Here is a 17,425-nt window from a genome sequence, read left to right on the forward strand (position 1 = left end):
CAATGGTAAATTTTAGTAATTTTTTGTGTTTTTTCGAAAGAAAAAACCAAGCAAAAATGCTTGGTTCAATATTATAAGATTGCTTCTCTTACTCTGGTTAGTTTTCCTAATAAATCATCAAGCAAATCCAGTTTTAGCATATTTGCTCCGTCTGATTTTGCACAAGAAGGATCTGGATGTGTTTCAATGAAAATTCCGTCTGTTCCTACTGCAATTCCAGCTTTGGCAATGGTTTCTATCAATTCTGGTCTTCCTCCTGTTACTCCTGAATTTTGATTAGGCTGTTGAAGAGAGTGCGTTACATCTAGAATCACTGGCGCATAATGTTGCATGGTAGGAATTCCTCTGAAATCTACCACCAAATCTGTATATCCGAAAGAATTTCCTCTCTCGATAATCGCCACTTTGTCATTTCCTGAATCTAAGACTTTTTGCACTGCAAATTTCATAGATTCTGGCGAAAGAAACTGTCCTTTTTTCAAAGTTACGGCTTTCCCTGTTTTTGCTGCAGCCACTACTAAATCAGTCTGACGAACCAAAAACGCAGGGATTTGTAAAACATCTACTCCGTAAGAAGCTGCGAGTTCTGCATGAGCGTTTTCGTGAATATCTGTAGTAGTAGGAATATTAAAATGTTCTCCTATTTTTTTGATAATTTCTAAAGCTTTTTCGTCGCCAATTCCTGTGAAACTGTCTACTCTGCTTCTGTTGGCTTTTTTAAAACTTCCTTTGAAAATGTAAGGAATTTTATATTTATCTGAAAGTTTTACAATTTTTTCGGCAATTTCAAATGCCATTTCTTCGCCTTCAATAGCACAAGGACCAGCAATTAAAAAAAAATTTTTAGAATCTTTGTGATGAATTTTATCAAGTAATTGTATCATTATAACTTTAAATTTTAGATTTTAGGTTTGTGATTTGTTGAATAAAATCTTCTGTATTTTCTGGTGAAAACATATAGATTTTCCCAGATTTCATGGTAATTTTTACTTTTTTATAAATATTGGTTACGTACCAAACATCATTGCCATTAAAATAACCAAAATAACCAAAAACGCCTCCTGCTCCAAATGTTCTGATGTTTAATCCCAGTTTTTCTACTTTTTCAACATAAGAAATATCTTGGATTGAAATTTTAAAATTAACAAAAGCATTTTTTACATGGATTGCATTTTCACCCAAACTGATTTTGGGAATCATGAAATAAGCAAAAATAAAAGCTCCAGAAAGAATGCTACCCAAAGTAATTAATGCGAACTTAGGTGCATCTGTATTAAACATAAAAATCACCATTCCAATAGAGAAAAAAATGTATAAAATGGTGTAAAACAAAGTCCATTTATCCATTTTGGCATTCGCAAATTCTTTCATATCATTAGCTTTAGGCAAAAATAAAAAATTCCGCTCAAAAAGAACGGAATTTATATTGATTTAACATTTTTAGAATTTAATGATAGAAGCCATTTTTTCATTCTCTTCCATTACCAACTCATCGTCTACCAATATTTTACCAGAATGCTCATCAATGATAATTTTCTTACGCTGAGCGATTTCCATTTGTTTCTGTGGCGGAATGGTAAAGAATGAACCTTTTGGCGCACCTCTTTCTAGACCTACTACTGCTAATCCGTTTCCAGAATTATTTCTAATTCTTTTGTAAGAAGCTAATAATCTTTCGTCTATTTTTTCTGCAAATTCTTTAGATTTTTCTAATAAATAATCTTCTTCTTTTTGAGTTTCAGAAATTAAAGCATCAAGTTCGTTTTTCTTGAAGTTTAAGTGACTTTCTAGCTCTCCGATTTTACCTTTCAACTCATCTAAAAGTTCATTTTTGTGAGCGATTTTTGCAGTAAATTCTTTGATTTTCTTTTCAGCTAACTGAACTTCTAAATCCTGAAATTCGATTTCTTTAGCAAGCGCTTCGAATTCTTTATTATTTCTTACGTTGTCTTGTTGAGATTTATATTTCTCCATCAAAGATTTAGAATGATTAATAACTTCTTTTTTGTTATTAATGTCATCATTTAAGTCTTTAATTTCGTTTTCGAATTTTTGTGCTCTCTTGTTAAGACCTTCGATTTCGATTTCTAAATCTTCTACCTCAATTGGTAATTCACCTCTTGTATTGCGGATTTCGTCTAATCTAGAGTCTATGATTTGTAAATCATAAAGGGCTCTTAATTTTTCTTCTACTGAAATTTCTACAGTTTTTTTTGCCATATCTTAAAAGAAATAATTTACAGGGTTGGTTTTTTCTGTGGATTTTGAGAATGCAAATGTAGGAAATTTTTCCGACAAAATCTCAACTAATTGCTCAGTAACAAATTGTTCTGACTCGAAATGTCCTATATCACAGATGATCATTTGGTTTTCGCTTTGGAAAAAATCATGGTATTTTACATCTCCCGTTAAGTAAGCATCACATCCAGAAGCTTTTGCTGCCGAAATTCCACTGACTCCACTTCCACCTAAAACGCCTACTTTTTTGATTTTTTTATTCAAAAACTCAGAATGACGAATCACTTCTAAATTGAATTTTTCTTTCACGAATTTTAAGAAATATTTTTCTTCCATTTCTTGTTCTAATTCTCCGTATCTTCCTAAGCCAACGTATTGATTGTCATTCTCTAAAGCATAAAGTTGATACGCTACTTCTTCATAAGGATGCGCAGATTTCATCGCAGACAAAATCTGATTCTTTTTGAAACCTTCAAAAATCACAGAAATCATTTCTTCATCAGTATTTTCTCTCACATTATAAGTTCCCAAAAATGGATTAGAACCTTCAATCGGTCTGAAAGTTCCATTTCCTTTCACCGAAAAACTGCATTCATCATAGAAACCAATATTTCCTGCACCTGCTTCAAATAAAGCATTTTTCACCTTTTCTGAATATTCAGAAGGAACATAAACCACCAATTGCAAAAGATTTTCTGACTTTGGCATCAGAATTTTTTGATTTTTCAAGCCTAATTCATTGCAGATTCTATAATTCACTCCGAAATAATCATTATCAAACGCTGTGTGAATCGCATAAATCGCAATTTTATTTTCGATGGCTTTTAGGACTGCGCGTTCTACATAGTTTTTGCCAGTGATGGATTTTAACCCAGAAAAAATAATTGGGTGAAACGTTACAATCACATTACAATTCTTCAAAATAGCTTCATCTACAACGTTTTCTAGCGCATCATGACAAACCAAAACTCCAGAAACTTCGCGAGTTGGTTTACCACAAAGCAAACCTACATTATCAAAATCTTCAGCTTGTCTAAGCGAAAATAGTTTATCTAATTCTGAAGTAAATTCTTTTAAAATCATTTTCAAATAATATTTCTGAAAAATTAAGTCATACAAAAATACAATTTCATTCTTACTTTTATCTTCTTGAAATCTAAATATTTCTCTTATTTTTGACAAGAGGAAGCTGTCACTTGATTAAAACACTTAATTTTCTAAAAATGCAAAAAAGAGAACATAATTTAATTGCAGAAGATACTCCTTGGAAAAAGAAAATTTTCAGGATTATCTATTTTTCTGATACTCCATCAGGAAAGATTTTTGACTTATTGCTTCTTTTGATGATTATCCTGAGCACTTTCATTGTTATGATGGAAAGTGTTCAAAAAGTAGACGAACATTATCATTCTCTTTTGGTAAGCCTTGAATGGCTCATTACCATTGCATTTACGATAGAATATATTCTGAGAATTTCTGTGGTTAAAAACAAAAAAGATTATATTTTCAGTTTTTTAGGCATTATAGATTTTTTATCACTTCTTCCGTTTTTCTTGAGCTTATTTTTCCCATTCACCAAGTTTCTTTCTATGATTAGACTCTTGAGAATGCTAAGAATTTTTAGAGTTCTCAATTTATTAGATTACATGAATGACGGCCAATACATTGTTCAAGCACTAAAAAATAGTTCTAGAAAAATTTATATTTTCCTTCTTTTCATAATGATTCTAGTGACTATAATTGGTTCACTGATGTTTGTTATAGAAAACGGAAATAACGGATTTATAGACATTCCTACGTCTATTTATTGGGCAGTTGTAACAATTACTACAGTTGGTTATGGTGATATTTCTCCAGTCACTCCTTTAGGAAAATTTTTATCCGTCATTTTAATGTTATGCGGTTATAGCATCATTGCGGTTCCTACAGGAATTGTAACCTCTGAAATGAGAAGAAAAATGGCCAAAACTAGACTTTGCGACAGATGTGGAAATAGTGAAAATGATGAAGATGCAAGATATTGCAAGACTTGTGGCGAAAAACTTATGGAATTAAAATAAACTTATCATCTTCTAAATAGCCTTTCATCAAAACTAAAACTTTCTATTTTCAAAATTTTAATTTGATTAAAATTTTTATGTCTCGGATTTATCAAATAATTAAATTCACCTTGAACCGTAGCAGAAGGAACTTTCAGTACCAAAAATTTCTGCTCTTTCAGAAATTTATCTCCTAACATTTGAGTAGAATTAGAGTGCGGAAATGTTTGCCAATCTTTTGGTAATCTTTTCAATTCTAAAAAATCTTCATCAGGAACTTCAATATGTACCAATTGATAATCTTTTGGTAAAATTCCAAGCGGAACATGAACTGCAATTTCTGTAACGCAAAGCGCAATACTTTGAGAAGTATACAGCATAGCATTTCCTCTGCTATTCCACCTTCCTCCAACCAATTCAGCTCCTTTTCCAGATACATCATTGGCAAATTGTGCTTTTGAAAGTCTAAAAACAATCATTTCTGAATCTATCTTATGCTAAAACACCGTGCTCAATTCTAACTAATTCATCCATTAATAAATTTATGCCAAAAGAATTTTTAAGCAAATCCCTTGGTATAATGTTTCCTAGAGCAAGGTTTTCTGTTTCTAGCCAAGTAGAAAAATTCTCTCTACTGCCGAAAACTTCTTCTCCTTTACTGTGTAAAATTTCTATTTGCATAATACGCTCTGACTGTAAAGCATCAAACGTTTTTGATTCTTTTTGGTAGCGAGATAAGGTTTTATTAGAAATATGTAAAAACTCCGCCCAATTTTGGAGCGTAAAACTGTATTTTTTTATAATATTTTCGAAAGCAGTAAAAGAAATCCCTTTATTAATAGAATCTATAATAGCAAAGACGCTTCTATCATCAATAGAAGTAAAACCTACTGAAGTACCATAAAAAGCGGTGGTTTCTTGCACAAGTTGCACTTCTTTTTCTTCTTGTGTATAAAGTTTATTCTTTTTCATCTCATAAATATTTACACAAATATAAGACTTTTGTCTAAAATTAAAAGACTTTTGTCTATTTTTTTTCAATAATAGTTAAAAAAATAAAAAACGCGCTATTTAGCGCGTTTTTCTTAAATATATTGGGAGTAATATTATTTTACTTTCACCAATTCTACATCGAAGATTAACCAAGCATTTGGTGGAATTACACCTCCTGCTCCTCTTGTTCCGTAACCTAATTCAGATGGAATCAATAAAGTAGCCGCTTCTCCTGCTTTTAGAAGTTGGATTCCTTCATCCCAACCTTTGATTACTTGACCAACACCGATTGGAATCTCAATTGGTTCACCTCTTTTGAAAGAATTGTCAAATTCTTGTCCGTTTGTTAATTTACCAGCGTAGTGTACAGAAACCATGTCTCCAGCTTTTGGAGCTTTACCTTCTGGATTAGATTTTGTGATTTTATATAGTAAACCAGAAGCTGTGGTAGTCATTCCAGCTTTTAAATCTTCTAATTTTTTAGCAGCTTCTGCTTCTTGTTTAGCGATGTAAACTTTGTTGTTTTCTTGGATTTTTGCCCTCCCTTCGTTGAAGATTTTAGCAGCATCATATTTTTCGTAAGCATCACCCTTAGTGAAAACAGTCACTTTTACAATTTTAATTTCTTCTTTTGGTCTGTCTTGAGCACCAGTTTCAGAATTAGCAATCGCATCAATTACATCTTCTCCTTTAATTACTTTACCAAAAATAGTATGTCTTCCGTCTAACCAAGGCGTAGGAACTTCTGTGATAAAAAACTGAGAACCATTAGTATTAGGTCCAGAATTTGCCATAGAAAGGTAACCTTTTCCTTCGTGTTTTAGGTTGTTTTTCTCATCATCAAACTTATAACCAGGATCTCCCATTCCTGTTCCTTGAGGATCACCTCCTTGAATCATAAAGTTTTTAATCACTCTGTGAAAAACAATTCCGTCATAATAAGGAACTCCTTTTGCTTTTGCTTTATTTTCAATAGTTCCTTGTGCAAGGCCTACAAAATTAGCTACTGTAACAGGCGCATCTTGATCAAAAAATTGGATAATCAATTCACCTTTAGAAGTTTCCATTTTAGCGTAAACACCGTCTTGAAGACCGTTGTAAAAATCTTTGTCTATATTCATTTTTTTATAAATTGGAGTACAATTAATTAAGGTAATAATTGCAATAGTTAATAAAAATATTTTTTTCATTTTATGGATTTACAAAATTTTAACTTTAATGATTAAAGGCATGTCATTTGGAATTTTTTCATCATCTCCGTACGTTCCAAAAGCAAGAACTGAAGGTACCAAAAGTGTAGCTTGTTCTCCTTTTTTCATATAACGTACTGCATCTTCTACCGCTTTTAATTCTTCGAATTTTCCTAATGGAGCATCTATATTTTGGTTAGGCTTTTCGTATAGTTTTTCTTGGTTGAAATCATATAAATCATATTCATACGAAACCAATTCACCATCTTTTTTCTTAGTTCTAGATTCAGAATTACTAATATCCGTCCAATAATTTAGTCCTGTAGAATAGAATTTTTTGTCTTGCTGGTTTATCCAATCCTGAATTTGTTTTCTTTCTAATAAATTGAGACTTTTAGCTCTATTTTTAGACACATTTAAGTCTTCTTGTGATAAAACGCCGCCAACTGGAGGATGAGCTGGTGAATTTTTAACACAAGATAAAAGTGATAATAATGAAATGAAAACTACCTTTTTCATATTGACTGCGAAAATACTAATTACTCAATAAATAACAACGAAAAAACCGAGAAAAGATTTCCTCGGTTTAAAATATTTAAAGTCTTATTTCTAAGCAGTTTCTAAAATATGCTTTTCTACTTTCACTCTCCACCCAAAAGGATCTTCAGCTTTATTGGTTTGAATATCCACCAATGCTTTTTTAAGAGTTAACGCGAAACTTGCTTCTTCTGAAAGTTCTGGTAAAGTTAATTTTTGGTCTTTATAACCAAGAGCTTTAAAAACGCTAGTTACTACGGCAGTTCCTACTCCCCAAACTTCAATTAACTCACCTTTTGAATGTGCTTCTAGAACTTTAGCAACTTCTACTGGCTCTACTTTTACGTCAATACCTTTGTGTTTTGCTAATTGAAGGAAACTATCTCTAGTAACTCCATCTAGAATTTTTTCAGAAGTTGGAGGTGTGTAAATAGTATCGTTTATTCTTACAAAAACGTTCATAGTACCACTTTCTTCAAAATATTTATGAGTAGCATCATCTGTCCAGATGATTTGCTCATAACCTTCTTCTGCAGCTAATTTTGTTGGATAAAATGAAGCAGCGTAATTTCCTGCAGCTTTAGCAGAACCTACTCCACCACTTGCCGCTCTAGAATAAAAATCTGAAATTTTTACAGAAACTGGCTCTGTGTAATAACTTTGCACTGGAGTTGCAACAATCGCAAACATATATTTATTAGCAATTCTTGCTTTTAAAGCTTCTTCCGTTGCAAAAATTAGAGGTCTAATGTATAGTGATTTTCCTTCTCCATAAGGAATCCAATTTCTATCCATATCTACTAATGCTTTTAAACCACCGATAAACATTTCTTCAGTGATTTCTGGCATTGCAAGACGCTTTGCTGACTTATTAATTCTTTCGAAATTTTTCTCAGGACGGAAAAGATACACTTCTCCATCTTTATCTTTATAAGCCTTCATTCCTTCAAAACAAGCTTGCCCATAATTTACGCCCATCATCGCTGGTGTAAAAGGTAGCGGACCATATGGCATAAGCCTGACTTCACCCCATTTTCCATTTTCGTACTCACATACAATCATATGATCTATAAATGCTGTACCAAATCCAATGTTTTCTGGGTCAAATTCCCCAATTCTTGAGTTTGAAGTTTTTTGAATTATCATTTTAAAAATTTTAATTGAGTTTCTACAAATTTAATATAATTTTTTAAATATCAAAATTTTAATTTATTTTTGACAAAAAATACTTTGAAAAGAGAAATAAAAACCACATTAGACGGAAGCAAAACATTGTATATCAATGATTTAAATGAATGCTATCATTCTCACAATGGAGCCATCCAAGAAGCAGAACATGTATTTATAAAAAATGGATTAAAAAATGTTTATGATTACGAAATCAACATTTTAGAGATGGGATTTGGCACAGGTCTTAACGCTTTAGTCACAATTAATGAATATTTGAAAAATGATAAAAATCATGTTTTTCACTATTTCACATTCGAAAAATATCCTGTAAATAATGAAGAAATCGTAGAATTGAACTATGCAAAGCATTTTACATTCGAAAATGCGCAAGAAATTTATCAAAAAATCCATGAATTAGAATGGAACAAAACACATGAAATTTTGCCAAATTTCTTCTTTACTAAATACAATTTGGACTTTTTTAAGATAAAAGAGATAAATTTACCTGCAATTAACCTAGTTTATTATGATTGTTTCGGTGCAAAAGTTCAACCAGATTTATGGGAAAAACCGCTATTTGAAATCGTAAAGAGCAAAATGAAAGATGGTGGACTACTCACTACTTATTCTTCAAAAGGAAGCGTGAGAAGAATTCTGAAGGAACTTAATTTCGAAGTTACTAAATTAGAAGGCCCAAAAGGAAAACGCGAAATGATTAATGCCATTTTGAAAGAATTAAGTTAAAAGTAAAAAGAGCCAATCAAATTAAAAAAACAAAACATGATAGATAAAATTAACATAAGAGTTTATGCCATTTGCATCAATGAAAATCAAGAAATAATGGCTCTAGATGAAGGTTATGCCGGACAAAAATTGATAAAATTACCTGGTGGCGGTTTAGAATTTGGCGAGGGAACCTTAGAATGTCTTCACAGAGAATTCGCAGAAGAACTTAACCTTAAAATAAATATAGTGGAGCATTTTTACACTCAAGAAGATTTTTTGATTTCTAGATTTAGAGAAAACGAGCAATTGCTTACTATATATTATAAAGTAGATATTTTAAACCTAGATGAATTGCAGATTTTAGATGAAAGCATAGAAAAAATAAAATGGATTTCCTTACATGAAGAAAACCCATTAGAATTGCCTATTGATCAAATTGTTTTTCAGAAACTGAAAGAAAAATTATTGTAAGATTTCGTCTAAAACTTTAGCAAGTCTTAATCCACCTGTTAATAATTGCTCTTCTAACAATCCTGAAAATTTATAATTATAATCATAACTGTAAACGCCATTTGGTTTGGTCTGCGTGTAGATTCTGTTGGCTTTCGTGTAACTATCAAACAACCAATTTTCAAGAGTTCCGCTTTGTATTTTTTGGATTTCCTCTTTAGATTTATAATCTAGCACTTTAGCAAACTCTTTATATGAATATCTTTGATAATCTACCAATTTTGTATCCCATAAACTGTGTAAATTCGTTTGGTCTTTATTAAAAGTTAACTGGATTAAATTTCCACCTAAATCTTCTGCTCTTCCTACGTGCATTGGTTGGTGTAAATCTCCCATTAAATGAACCAAAAACTTAAGTGCTACAATTTTTTCTTCTTTTGTTGAATTTTTGTTGGCGATAATTTTTTTTTGCTTAATAATTTGATTGTAAAGATTAGGAGTATTAAGTTCTTTTAAAGATTTCTCAAATTCTGTAAAATTCTGGTTGGGTTTCACATTCACATAATGCCAAACTTCTGTTTCTTTATAAGTATTAAGCGTATCAGATTTTACAAAATCTGGCCAGTTAGCTATGTAAGCTAGATTTTGTTTTCCTATAATCTTTTTAAGTTTACGCTTAGATTTATTAGAAATGTGATTTTCTGCAATTTCTGCAATGGTTCTATGCCCAATAATTCCCCATGAGTAAGCTTCTGCTGAATATAAAATGCTTACCGTAAATAATAGTTTGAATAAAAATTTCATGTTATTTTTTTGTTTTAAAATCTCTGTATCCTTCATAAGGCTGCAAATATCCTAAATTCCAGTTAGAATACAAAAGAGATTCTACAAAAGCATCTTGTCTATTAGCATGCGGATCATAAGGTTCTTTAATGTCTACATCTGCAATATTTCCTTTTACATTCCACCAAAAAGCACTCCAATTTCCACGCAATTCTTTAATGATTTCGTACACTGTTTTTCCAGTAGCTCTGTGCATTAATTTGGCAAAAATTCTACCTTCTGTAGTCGTCAAATCCCTTAATTGGGTTTCATATTGATTGGCGAGCCCTTCTTGCCTTTTTCTGATGTAAGCTCTTTTTCTATCATCATCTATTTTAGAAAGTTCATCTTGGATATCTCTGTATTGCTCTAGAGCGGTAATGAAATAGGGATAAACTCTATTCAATTTTTTATTGAGAAAATAATAGAAATTACGGTCAAGTTGGTTATTAAAATGAGGTCTCTGCATGAGAAGCAACTCATCCATCACCACTACTTTTTCTCCGTTGATTTCGTAAATTCTAGCTTTTTGCTTTTCGTCGTAATAAAAAATATTCCCAAAATCATCTTTTTGAAGTTTTTCTTTTGGAACATCTTTTAGTGCCTTCAATTCTATTTTTATAGTATCTTGTTGAGCCTGAAATGATAAGCTAAACAACAAAAGAAATATGGTGAAAATGTTCTGAAATTTCATTATTTTTACCTGAATTAAAATTTAATTTTAAGTATCACAAAAATCGTTCCTTTATATGAAATTTGAAAATAAATCTTTAAAATTTTTAGAAAAATATTTGAACACTGCTTCGCCAACTGGTTTTGAGCAGAATGGGCAAAAAATTTGGGCAGATTATATTAAGCCTTATGTAGACGAAATAAGAGTAGACCACTATGGAACTTGCTACGGAATCATCAATCCAGAAGCGGAGTTCAAAGTAGTGATAGAAGCTCATGCCGACGAAATTTCTTGGTACGTAAATTACATTTCTGATGATGGAATGATTTACGTAATTAGAAACGGAGGTTCAGACCAAATGATTGCTCCTTCTAAAACGGTACACATTCACGGAGAAAAAGGCATTGTAAAAGGAGTTTTCGGTTGGCCAGCTATTCATACCAGAAGCGCAAATCCTCATGAACCTGTACCAAAAATTGAAAATATTTTCATTGATTGCGGTTGTATATCTAAAGAAGAAGTAGAAAATTTAGGAATTTATGTAGGTTGTATGATTACTTATCCAGATGAATTTTTTGAACTCAACAACCGTTATTTCGTTTGTAGAGCGCTAGACAACAGAATGGGCGGATTTATGATTGCAGAAGTAGCGAGACTTTTAAAAGAAAACAAAAAGAAACTACCTTTTGGTTTATATATCACCAATTCTGTGCAAGAAGAAGTGGGTTTATATGGAGCAACAATGATTGCACAAACTATAAAACCAAATATCGCTATCGTTACAGACGTTACTCATGACACCACTACTCCACACATCGAGAAGAAAAAAGAAGGTCACATGAAATGTGGAGACGGACCTGTAATTGCTTATGCTCCTTCTGTTCATCACATCATCAGAGATTTAATCACAGATACCGCTAAGAAAAAGAAAATTCCTTTCCAGAGAAATGCTTTAAGCAGAGCAACAGGAACGGATACAGATTCTTTCGCATTTTCTAACGGAGGTGTTCCTTCTGCACTGATTTCTCTACCATTAAGATACATGCACACTACGGTAGAAATGGTTGCCAAAGAAGATGTAGCCAATGTTATTCAACTCATTTATGAAACTTTGCTTCAAATAAAACCAAACATGAGTTTAAAATATTTTTAACCAAAATTTATGATAACATCACGCTTTCAAGGGATTAGAACTTGGAAGCGTTTTTTATTTTAGATTTCAAAAAATTTGTATTTTAGAGCAAACGAAAAATCTAATGATTAATAAAACAGTAAAAAACGTAACAGAAGCTTGTGCTGATATTCAAGACGGCGCTACTATTATGCTCGGTGGTTTCGGTTTATGCGGTATTCCAGAAAATTCTATCGCCGAACTCGTAAAAAAGGGAGTTAAAAACCTTACTTGTATTTCTAATAATGCAGGTGTAGATGATTTCGGATTGGGTTTATTGCTGCAAAAAAAGCAAATCAAGAAAATGATTTCTTCTTACGTGGGCGAAAACGCTGAATTTGAGCGTCAATTGCTTTCTGGAGAATTAGAAGTTGAACTGATTCCTCAAGGAACTTTGGCAACTCGCTGTATGGCTGCAGGTTACGGTATGCCTGCAATTTTCACTCCAGCTGGTGTAGGAACAGAAGTTGCAGAAGGAAAAGAAGTTAGAAATTTTAATGGAAAAGATTATTTGTTAGAATATGCTTTTGATGCAGATTTCGCTATTGTAAAAGCTTGGAAAGGCGATACTGCAGGAAATCTCATTTATCGTTCTACCGCTAGAAATTTTAATCCAATGATGGCGATGGCTGGTAAAATTACTATTGCCGAAGTAGAAGAATTGGTAGAAGCTGGAGAACTAGATCCAGACCAAATTCACACTCCAGGAATTTATGTTCATAGAATTTTCCAAGGCGAAAATTATGAAAAGCGTATTGAACAGAGAACTGTTCGTTCTAAAATTTAAAAATTTGAAATTATGGGACTTACAAAAGAACAAATTGCAATGAGAATTGCAAGAGAAATAAAAAACAACACGTATGTAAATTTAGGAATTGGTATTCCTACATTGGTAGCGAATTACATTCCAGAAGGTTTTAATGTAGTGTTACAATCTGAAAACGGAATTCTGGGAATGGGACCATTTCCTTTCGAAGGCGATGAAGATGCAGATCTAATTAATGCAGGAAAACAAACCGTTACCTTATTAAAAGGTGCATCTATTTTTGATGGCACAACAAGTTTTGGAATGATTAGAGCTCAAAAAGTAGACTTAACGATTCTTGGCGCAATGGAAGTTTCTGAAAATGGAGACATTGCCAATTGGAAAATTCCTGGAAAAATGGTGAAAGGAATGGGCGGCGCAATGGATTTAGTTGCTTCGGCGAAGAATATCATCGTAGCCATGCAACAAGTCAATAAACATGGCGAAAGCAAACTTTTACCAAAATGTACTTTGCCTTTAACTGGAGTGAAATGTATTAAAAAAATTGTAACAGAATTAGGCGTTTACGAAGTTAAAGATGGCGCATTTCATTGCTTAGAAAGAGCTCCTGGAGTTTCTATAGACGATATTAAAAAAGCAACTGCTGGAAAATTAATCATTGATGATAATGTACCTGAAATGGTTTTCTAAAATAATCAAAAACTAAAGGAACTTCTATTGAAGTTCCTTTTTTATTCTAAAATATCTGAGTAATCATCCTTTTTCAGGACATGCGAAGCAAGCGAACAAAGAGGTTTCACTTTTAGGTTTTTATGCCTTGCATATTCTACAGCAGTTTTTACCAATTCTGTGGCAATTCCCTTACCAGAATGTTTTTTATCTACTTCAGTATGAGTAATTTTCATCACTCCATTTACAATATTAAACTCGATATGCCCGATTTTATGCCCTTCTTCAGAGACTTCGAATCCTTTGACCAATTTACTAAATTCCATTTGTGTTTTTTTGATAAGTATAGAAAATTATTTTTTCCGTACCAATTCTTTTCTCACACGACTCAAACTTTCTGGGGTAATCCCTAAGTAAGACGCCACCATCCATTGTGGAACTCTTTCGAAAATATTAGGATAAGTTTTCAAAAAATCTACATATCTTTCTTCTGCTGTCGCACCCAATAATTGCGTAATTCTTTTTTGTAGACTGCTTACATGTTTGTGCAATAGAACATTCTGTTTTGCAATAACTGAAGGTTGATTTTCAGCTAAAAAATCAAAATATTCTGGCGAAAGCACCAAAACTTCTGAAGGTTCTACCGCATCTATGTAATAATCTGAAGGTTGATTAAGATAAAGACTACTTCGGTCTACTAAAATCCAGTTTTCGGGAGCAAAATGCAAGATGTGCTCTTTTCCGTTTTTATCAATACTGTACATTCTTAGTAAGCCTTTATTCACAAAAAATGTATCATTACATACTTCGCCGGGTTGTAAGAAAAACTCGCCTTTTTGTACATTTTTTACTTTGATTTTCTCACTACAAAACTGTACGATTTCTATAGGAGCATCAAGTAATCTAGAAATTTGAAATTGAAAATTTTCCAATTGTTTTGTTTTTATAATGCTAAGATAAGACTTAAATCAATATTATCATGTGAAGCATGATGAATAACTTGACCGTTTTCTATAACTACAATTTGTGGACTCTGATGAATGACCGAAAATTTTTGGGCAATTTCATTAGAAATATCTCGATGATTTAATAAATCTAAATAATAAAATCTTGGCAAGTCAACAGATTCTGACTCTATTTGTCTTTCAAAATTTCTAAGAACTGTTTTGCTAATCATGCATCTGGTAGAATGTTTGAAAATCACTACTTTTCCTAGTTTTGAGGCTTCTATTGCAGTTTCTAAATCTTCTGAAGACTGTATTTCATTCCAAAACTCTTTCAGAGAAGAGCCATTAGAATTTCCTCCAAATATATTGTTAAAAATACTCATACATTAAATTGTTTTAAATGATGATGAAGATGTTTATACTCTAAAAATCCCCAGTCAAATTTCGTCATTTTCCCGAATAATTGGTGAGTTTTGGGTAAATTATTTTGTGATGCATTCCAAACATATTCATCTAAAGTTGTTAATAAATATTTTTTACTTTCTAGAAAATCACAGGTTTCGTTTACTATCACTTCTTTGAAAGTGGGCATATTATGTGGAATTCCGTTATTGAAAATTCTGAGCTCGTACTTGGTTACTACTCCAATAAGCCGAATTAGAAAATGAGGATGTTTCAGTTGTAAATTTTTATTGGGAATTTCTAAGATTTTAGCACAATGCACCATCATTTGTGAGACATTCATACTTCCCCATTTTCTAGGAGAATTCTCATGTAGAAAATGTATTCTATTGATGATTTCGTTTACGTCTGAAAGATTGTGTAAAGATTTTCTCACTTTTTTTTAACGCAAAACAATAAAAAAGAGCGTTATAAAACGCTCTATAATTTCTTTATTTTCTTATAACATTTTCAGGTTGTTGACTTCTAAATCTGTAAGAATTCGCCAGTAGCCTCTTTTTACATTTTTCTTGGTAAGTCCCGCAAACATTACTCTGTCTAGCGCTTCTACTTCGTAGCCCATTTTCTGGAAAATTCTACGCACTACTCTATTCCAACCAATATGGATTTCTATTCCCACCTCATTTTTAGGTTTTCCATCGATGTAAGAAATCGCATCTACTTCTGCTACACCTTCTTCTAATCTAATTCCGTCTGCAATAGCTTGCATATCCTCTTTAGAGATTTTTCTATCAAGCGTTACGTGATAGATTTTTTTCATGTTAAATGATGGATGCGTCAATTTTTTAGTCATGTGTCCATCATTCGTCAATAAAATAACACCAGTAGTACTTCTGTCTAATCTACCAACAGGAAATAAACGATATGGCGAAGCATTTGCCACTAAATCCATTACGGTTTTGCGCATTTTTTCGTCCTTAGTTGTAGAAATATAACCTTTTGGTTTGTTTAGTAAAACATACACTGGTTTTTCTGGCGTAATTCCTTGTCCGTCAAAAACTACTCTATCAGTTTTTTGTACTTGGTAACCTAATTCTGAAATTACTTTACCATTAACTTCTACCAAACCTTGAGTAATTAATTCATCCGCTTCTCTTCTGCTACAAATTCCAGAATTCGCAATGTATTTATTTAAACGAATGGTTTCTTTGTTCTCAGATTTCGCTAGTTTTTCTAGTCGTCTTTTTTGAACGAAAGATTTTGCTTTGTCTTCGTCTTTTTCGAATTTTTTGAAAGGCTTTTTGCTTAACTTCAGATCACCTTTTACATATTTCTCTCTAGAATCAAAAGTTTTCTCGCCACCTCTTTTTGGGGTGTCAGTTCCTCTGGTTCTCTTTGGTTTATCAAATGAAGGTTTTGAGCTTTTAGGTGAGGAAGGTCTCCTCTCAGAATTTCTATTGTTACTTTTCCCTGAATTTCTTTCTCTGCTCATAAATAATAAATTTTTGCAAAGGTACAAAAATAAGTTTTAACATTTTTGTCATAAATTATTATGATTTTTCACCAAAAAAAAAGAATTTAATCAAACTAATACTTAATTTTGAAATCTTAAAAATATCTATGCATTCTAAAAACAATGTAATTATTACACCAATCAAAAATAATATATCACTATACAAAATTACCAATAAAAATGGTATAGAAATAAATCTTACTAATTATGGTGCAACACTACTTTCGCTCTACGTTCCTACCAAAAATGGTAAAATAGACGTCGTTTTAGGGTTTCATTCGATTGATGAGTATATTAAAGCTTTCGAAATAGGTGCTTCTCCATATTTTAATTCAGTGGTCGGAAGATTTGCAGGAAGAATTAAAAACGCTCAATTTCAACTGAACGGAAAAATCATTCAATTAGACCAAAATCATGGGAAACACCATTTGCACGGCGGAAAATACCAATTAAGTAACGTCGCTTGGAATTTTGAAAACTACAACGAAGAAACCAATACACTTACCTTCTCTTATGTAAGTAAAGCCAATGAATTTTATCCTGGAGATGTTACCATAGAAGTAGCTTATACTTTAACAGACGAAAACGAATTAAACATCAAATATAAAGCAACTACTACAGAAGACACGCTTCTAAACCTTACCAATCACGCTTATTTTAACCTTGACGGAATTTCAGGAAATACTCTTGACCAAAAATTACAAATCAATGCTGAAAAATTCTTAGAATTAGATGCAGAAAATATTCCTACAGGAAATTTTATTCCTATGGAAAACCACGCATTTGATTTCAGAAGCTCTAAAAATGTAGTGGTTGGAATAGACCATTGTTTTGTTTTAAAGAACAATAAAGAACCTGCAGCTATTTTAGAAAGTGTAAAAAATGGTTTAACCATGAAGGTTTACACAGACCAACCTGCGGTACAGATTTATGTAGGCGGAAAAACTTCTGATGAACTTCAAAATAAAGAATCGGTAAAATATCACACAGAAAGCGGAATTTGTTTTGAAACTCAAGCCTTTCCAGATGCTCCTAATCACGAAGATTTCCCGAATGCTATTTTAAGAAAAGGCGAAACATATCATCAGAACACTACTTTCCAATTTATAATTTCTTAGA

Annotated in this window: 23 protein-coding genes; 7 read left to right on the forward strand and 16 right to left on the reverse strand. The window is 32.1% G+C overall.

All coding sequences use genetic code 11. From position 1 onward, the window contains the following. Window positions 1-71: 71 nt before the first annotated feature. The 4 genes from kdsA to KKQ79_RS05325 all read right to left on the reverse strand — a co-directional run bounded on the left by kdsA (window position 72) and on the right by KKQ79_RS05325 (window position 3,321). Window positions 72-884: a 3-deoxy-8-phosphooctulonate synthase gene (kdsA, locus tag KKQ79_RS05310; RefSeq protein ID WP_213189243.1), complete on the reverse strand. Its 813-nt coding sequence runs from the start codon at window positions 882-884 to the stop codon at window positions 72-74. A 7-nt stretch (window positions 885-891) separates the two neighbouring features. Beyond that, a complete protein-coding gene (locus KKQ79_RS05315) occupies window positions 892-1,371 on the reverse strand; it encodes a PH domain-containing protein (protein ID WP_213189244.1) in 480 nt (159 codons plus the stop codon). Between the two features lie 69 nt (window positions 1,372-1,440). Continuing rightward, window positions 1,441-2,220 carry a zinc ribbon domain-containing protein gene (locus tag KKQ79_RS05320; RefSeq protein WP_104793683.1) on the reverse strand — a complete coding sequence of 260 codons (780 nt, stop codon included), beginning with the start codon at window positions 2,218-2,220 and terminating at the stop codon, window positions 1,441-1,443. Window positions 2,221-2,223: 3 nt separating this feature from the next. After that, complete coding sequence (locus KKQ79_RS05325) at window positions 2,224-3,321, reverse strand: Nif3-like dinuclear metal center hexameric protein (protein WP_213189245.1); 1,098 nt, start codon at window positions 3,319-3,321, stop codon at window positions 2,224-2,226. A gap of 140 nt (window positions 3,322-3,461) precedes the next feature. On the opposite strand from KKQ79_RS05325, the gene KKQ79_RS05330 reads away from it, so the two are divergent. Beyond that, a complete protein-coding gene (locus KKQ79_RS05330; protein ID WP_213189246.1) occupies window positions 3,462-4,298 on the forward strand; it encodes an ion transporter in 837 nt (278 codons plus the stop codon). A gap of 5 nt (window positions 4,299-4,303) precedes the next feature. Here KKQ79_RS05330 and KKQ79_RS05335 read toward each other — a convergent pair whose 3' ends face one another. From KKQ79_RS05335 to KKQ79_RS05355, 5 genes are all read right to left on the reverse strand, one after another. Beyond that, the gene (locus KKQ79_RS05335) at window positions 4,304-4,756 is read right to left on the reverse strand and encodes an RES family NAD+ phosphorylase (protein WP_213189247.1); all 453 of its coding nucleotides are present in this window, start codon (window positions 4,754-4,756) and stop codon (window positions 4,304-4,306) included. Between the two features lie 13 nt (window positions 4,757-4,769). Beyond that, window positions 4,770-5,249 (reverse strand): type II RES/Xre toxin-antitoxin system antitoxin, encoded by a 480-nt coding sequence (parS, locus tag KKQ79_RS05340; RefSeq protein WP_213189248.1) that lies wholly within the window; start codon window positions 5,247-5,249, stop codon window positions 4,770-4,772. A 134-nt stretch (window positions 5,250-5,383) separates the two neighbouring features. Continuing rightward, entirely contained in the window at window positions 5,384-6,391 is a 1,008-nt protein-coding gene (locus KKQ79_RS05345) for a peptidylprolyl isomerase (RefSeq protein ID WP_250131255.1), read from the reverse strand. Between the two features lie 78 nt (window positions 6,392-6,469). Continuing rightward, on the reverse strand, window positions 6,470-6,979 hold the full coding sequence (locus KKQ79_RS05350) for an FKBP-type peptidyl-prolyl cis-trans isomerase (protein ID WP_213189250.1): 510 nt from the start codon (window positions 6,977-6,979) through the stop codon (window positions 6,470-6,472). Window positions 6,980-7,069: 90 nt separating this feature from the next. Next, window positions 7,070-8,143, reverse strand: a complete 1,074-nt coding sequence (locus KKQ79_RS05355) for a branched-chain amino acid aminotransferase (protein ID WP_213189251.1) — start codon at window positions 8,141-8,143, stop codon at window positions 7,070-7,072. Between the two features lie 84 nt (window positions 8,144-8,227). Here KKQ79_RS05355 and mnmC2 point away from each other — a divergent pair, with 84 nt between their 5' ends. Then, window positions 8,228-8,911, forward strand: coding sequence for a tRNA (5-methylaminomethyl-2-thiouridine)(34)-methyltransferase MnmC2 (mnmC2, locus tag KKQ79_RS05360; RefSeq protein WP_213189252.1), 684 nt, complete (start codon window positions 8,228-8,230; stop codon window positions 8,909-8,911). Window positions 8,912-8,947: 36 nt separating this feature from the next. Next, complete coding sequence (locus KKQ79_RS05365) at window positions 8,948-9,364, forward strand: NUDIX hydrolase (RefSeq protein WP_213189253.1); 417 nt, start codon at window positions 8,948-8,950, stop codon at window positions 9,362-9,364. On the opposite strand, the gene KKQ79_RS05370 is transcribed toward KKQ79_RS05365, so the two are convergent. Both KKQ79_RS05370 and KKQ79_RS05375 read right to left on the reverse strand, forming a co-directional pair. Further along, on the reverse strand, window positions 9,356-10,147 hold the full coding sequence (locus tag KKQ79_RS05370) for a S1/P1 nuclease (RefSeq protein WP_213189254.1): 792 nt from the start codon (window positions 10,145-10,147) through the stop codon (window positions 9,356-9,358). The genes KKQ79_RS05365 and KKQ79_RS05370 overlap by 9 nt on opposite strands. 1 nt (window position 10,148) lies before the next feature. Continuing rightward, window positions 10,149-10,859 (reverse strand): DUF4294 domain-containing protein, encoded by a 711-nt coding sequence (locus KKQ79_RS05375; protein WP_213189255.1) that lies wholly within the window; start codon window positions 10,857-10,859, stop codon window positions 10,149-10,151. A gap of 55 nt (window positions 10,860-10,914) precedes the next feature. Here KKQ79_RS05375 and KKQ79_RS05380 point away from each other — a divergent pair, with 55 nt between their 5' ends. The 3 genes from KKQ79_RS05380 to KKQ79_RS05390 all read left to right on the forward strand — a co-directional run bounded on the left by KKQ79_RS05380 (window position 10,915) and on the right by KKQ79_RS05390 (window position 13,465). Further along, on the forward strand, window positions 10,915-11,991 hold the full coding sequence (locus KKQ79_RS05380; RefSeq protein ID WP_213189256.1) for a M28 family peptidase: 1,077 nt from the start codon (window positions 10,915-10,917) through the stop codon (window positions 11,989-11,991). A gap of 103 nt (window positions 11,992-12,094) precedes the next feature. Beyond that, window positions 12,095-12,796, forward strand: coding sequence for a CoA transferase subunit A (locus tag KKQ79_RS05385; RefSeq protein WP_213189257.1), 702 nt, complete (start codon window positions 12,095-12,097; stop codon window positions 12,794-12,796). 12 nt (window positions 12,797-12,808) lie between these two features. Next, a complete protein-coding gene (locus tag KKQ79_RS05390) occupies window positions 12,809-13,465 on the forward strand; it encodes a 3-oxoacid CoA-transferase subunit B (protein ID WP_213189258.1) in 657 nt (218 codons plus the stop codon). A 41-nt stretch (window positions 13,466-13,506) separates the two neighbouring features. Here the strand turns inward: KKQ79_RS05390 and KKQ79_RS05395 are convergent, their stop codons facing one another. The 5 genes from KKQ79_RS05395 to KKQ79_RS05415 all read right to left on the reverse strand — a co-directional run bounded on the left by KKQ79_RS05395 (window position 13,507) and on the right by KKQ79_RS05415 (window position 16,285). Continuing rightward, entirely contained in the window at window positions 13,507-13,770 is a 264-nt protein-coding gene (locus KKQ79_RS05395; RefSeq protein ID WP_213189259.1) for a GNAT family N-acetyltransferase, read from the reverse strand. A gap of 27 nt (window positions 13,771-13,797) precedes the next feature. Next, on the reverse strand, window positions 13,798-14,376 hold the full coding sequence (locus tag KKQ79_RS05400) for a Crp/Fnr family transcriptional regulator (RefSeq protein WP_213189260.1): 579 nt from the start codon (window positions 14,374-14,376) through the stop codon (window positions 13,798-13,800). 11 nt (window positions 14,377-14,387) lie between these two features. Continuing rightward, the gene (ytxJ, locus tag KKQ79_RS05405; RefSeq protein WP_213189261.1) at window positions 14,388-14,774 is read right to left on the reverse strand and encodes a bacillithiol system redox-active protein YtxJ; all 387 of its coding nucleotides are present in this window, start codon (window positions 14,772-14,774) and stop codon (window positions 14,388-14,390) included. Beyond that, window positions 14,771-15,229: a DUF1569 domain-containing protein gene (locus tag KKQ79_RS05410; protein ID WP_213189262.1), complete on the reverse strand. Its 459-nt coding sequence runs from the start codon at window positions 15,227-15,229 to the stop codon at window positions 14,771-14,773. Before KKQ79_RS05410 ends, ytxJ begins: the two co-directional genes overlap by 4 nt. A 63-nt stretch (window positions 15,230-15,292) precedes the next feature. Then, complete coding sequence (locus KKQ79_RS05415; RefSeq protein ID WP_213189263.1) at window positions 15,293-16,285, reverse strand: pseudouridine synthase; 993 nt, start codon at window positions 16,283-16,285, stop codon at window positions 15,293-15,295. Window positions 16,286-16,413: 128 nt separating this feature from the next. Between KKQ79_RS05415 and KKQ79_RS05420 the strand changes: the two genes are divergently transcribed. Further along, window positions 16,414-17,424: an aldose epimerase family protein gene (locus KKQ79_RS05420; protein WP_213189264.1), complete on the forward strand. Its 1,011-nt coding sequence runs from the start codon at window positions 16,414-16,416 to the stop codon at window positions 17,422-17,424. Window position 17,425 lies beyond the last annotated feature (1 nt).

Origin of the sequence: Cloacibacterium caeni (assembly GCF_907163125.1) — a bacterium.
Classification (GTDB): domain Bacteria; phylum Bacteroidota; class Bacteroidia; order Flavobacteriales; family Weeksellaceae; genus Cloacibacterium; species Cloacibacterium caeni_B.

Excerpts from the sequence above, each read along its gene's own strand:
- KKQ79_RS05350 (WP_213189250.1), bottom strand. The coding sequence starts at position 6,979 with ATGAAAAAGGTAGTTTTCATTTCATTATTATCACTTTTATCTTGTGTT.
- KKQ79_RS05415 (WP_213189263.1), bottom strand. The coding sequence starts at position 16,285 with ATGAGCAGAGAAAGAAATTCAGGGAAAAGTAACAATAGAAATTCTGAG.
- KKQ79_RS05420 (WP_213189264.1), top strand. The coding sequence starts at position 16,414 with ATGCATTCTAAAAACAATGTAATTATTACACCAATCAAAAATAATATA.
- KKQ79_RS05380 (WP_213189256.1), top strand. The coding sequence starts at position 10,915 with ATGAAATTTGAAAATAAATCTTTAAAATTTTTAGAAAAATATTTGAAC.
- KKQ79_RS05320 (WP_104793683.1), bottom strand. The coding sequence starts at position 2,220 with ATGGCAAAAAAAACTGTAGAAATTTCAGTAGAAGAAAAATTAAGAGCC.
- KKQ79_RS05330 (WP_213189246.1), top strand. The coding sequence starts at position 3,462 with ATGCAAAAAAGAGAACATAATTTAATTGCAGAAGATACTCCTTGGAAA.
- KKQ79_RS05370 (WP_213189254.1), bottom strand. The coding sequence starts at position 10,147 with ATGAAATTTTTATTCAAACTATTATTTACGGTAAGCATTTTATATTCA.
- KKQ79_RS05325 (WP_213189245.1), bottom strand. The coding sequence starts at position 3,321 with ATGATTTTAAAAGAATTTACTTCAGAATTAGATAAACTATTTTCGCTT.
- KKQ79_RS05365 (WP_213189253.1), top strand. The coding sequence starts at position 8,948 with ATGATAGATAAAATTAACATAAGAGTTTATGCCATTTGCATCAATGAA.
- KKQ79_RS05385 (WP_213189257.1), top strand. The coding sequence starts at position 12,095 with ATGATTAATAAAACAGTAAAAAACGTAACAGAAGCTTGTGCTGATATT.
- KKQ79_RS05345 (WP_250131255.1), bottom strand. The coding sequence starts at position 6,391 with ATGAATATAGACAAAGATTTTTACAACGGTCTTCAAGACGGTGTTTAC.
- kdsA (WP_213189243.1), bottom strand. The coding sequence starts at position 884 with ATGATACAATTACTTGATAAAATTCATCACAAAGATTCTAAAAATTTT.
- ytxJ (WP_213189261.1), bottom strand. The coding sequence starts at position 14,774 with ATGAGTATTTTTAACAATATATTTGGAGGAAATTCTAATGGCTCTTCT.
- KKQ79_RS05335 (WP_213189247.1), bottom strand. The coding sequence starts at position 4,756 with ATGATTGTTTTTAGACTTTCAAAAGCACAATTTGCCAATGATGTATCT.
- KKQ79_RS05315 (WP_213189244.1), bottom strand. The coding sequence starts at position 1,371 with ATGAAAGAATTTGCGAATGCCAAAATGGATAAATGGACTTTGTTTTAC.
- KKQ79_RS05395 (WP_213189259.1), bottom strand. The coding sequence starts at position 13,770 with ATGGAATTTAGTAAATTGGTCAAAGGATTCGAAGTCTCTGAAGAAGGG.
- KKQ79_RS05375 (WP_213189255.1), bottom strand. The coding sequence starts at position 10,859 with ATGAAATTTCAGAACATTTTCACCATATTTCTTTTGTTGTTTAGCTTA.
- KKQ79_RS05355 (WP_213189251.1), bottom strand. The coding sequence starts at position 8,143 with ATGATAATTCAAAAAACTTCAAACTCAAGAATTGGGGAATTTGACCCA.
- KKQ79_RS05390 (WP_213189258.1), top strand. The coding sequence starts at position 12,809 with ATGGGACTTACAAAAGAACAAATTGCAATGAGAATTGCAAGAGAAATA.
- parS (WP_213189248.1), bottom strand. The coding sequence starts at position 5,249 with ATGAAAAAGAATAAACTTTATACACAAGAAGAAAAAGAAGTGCAACTT.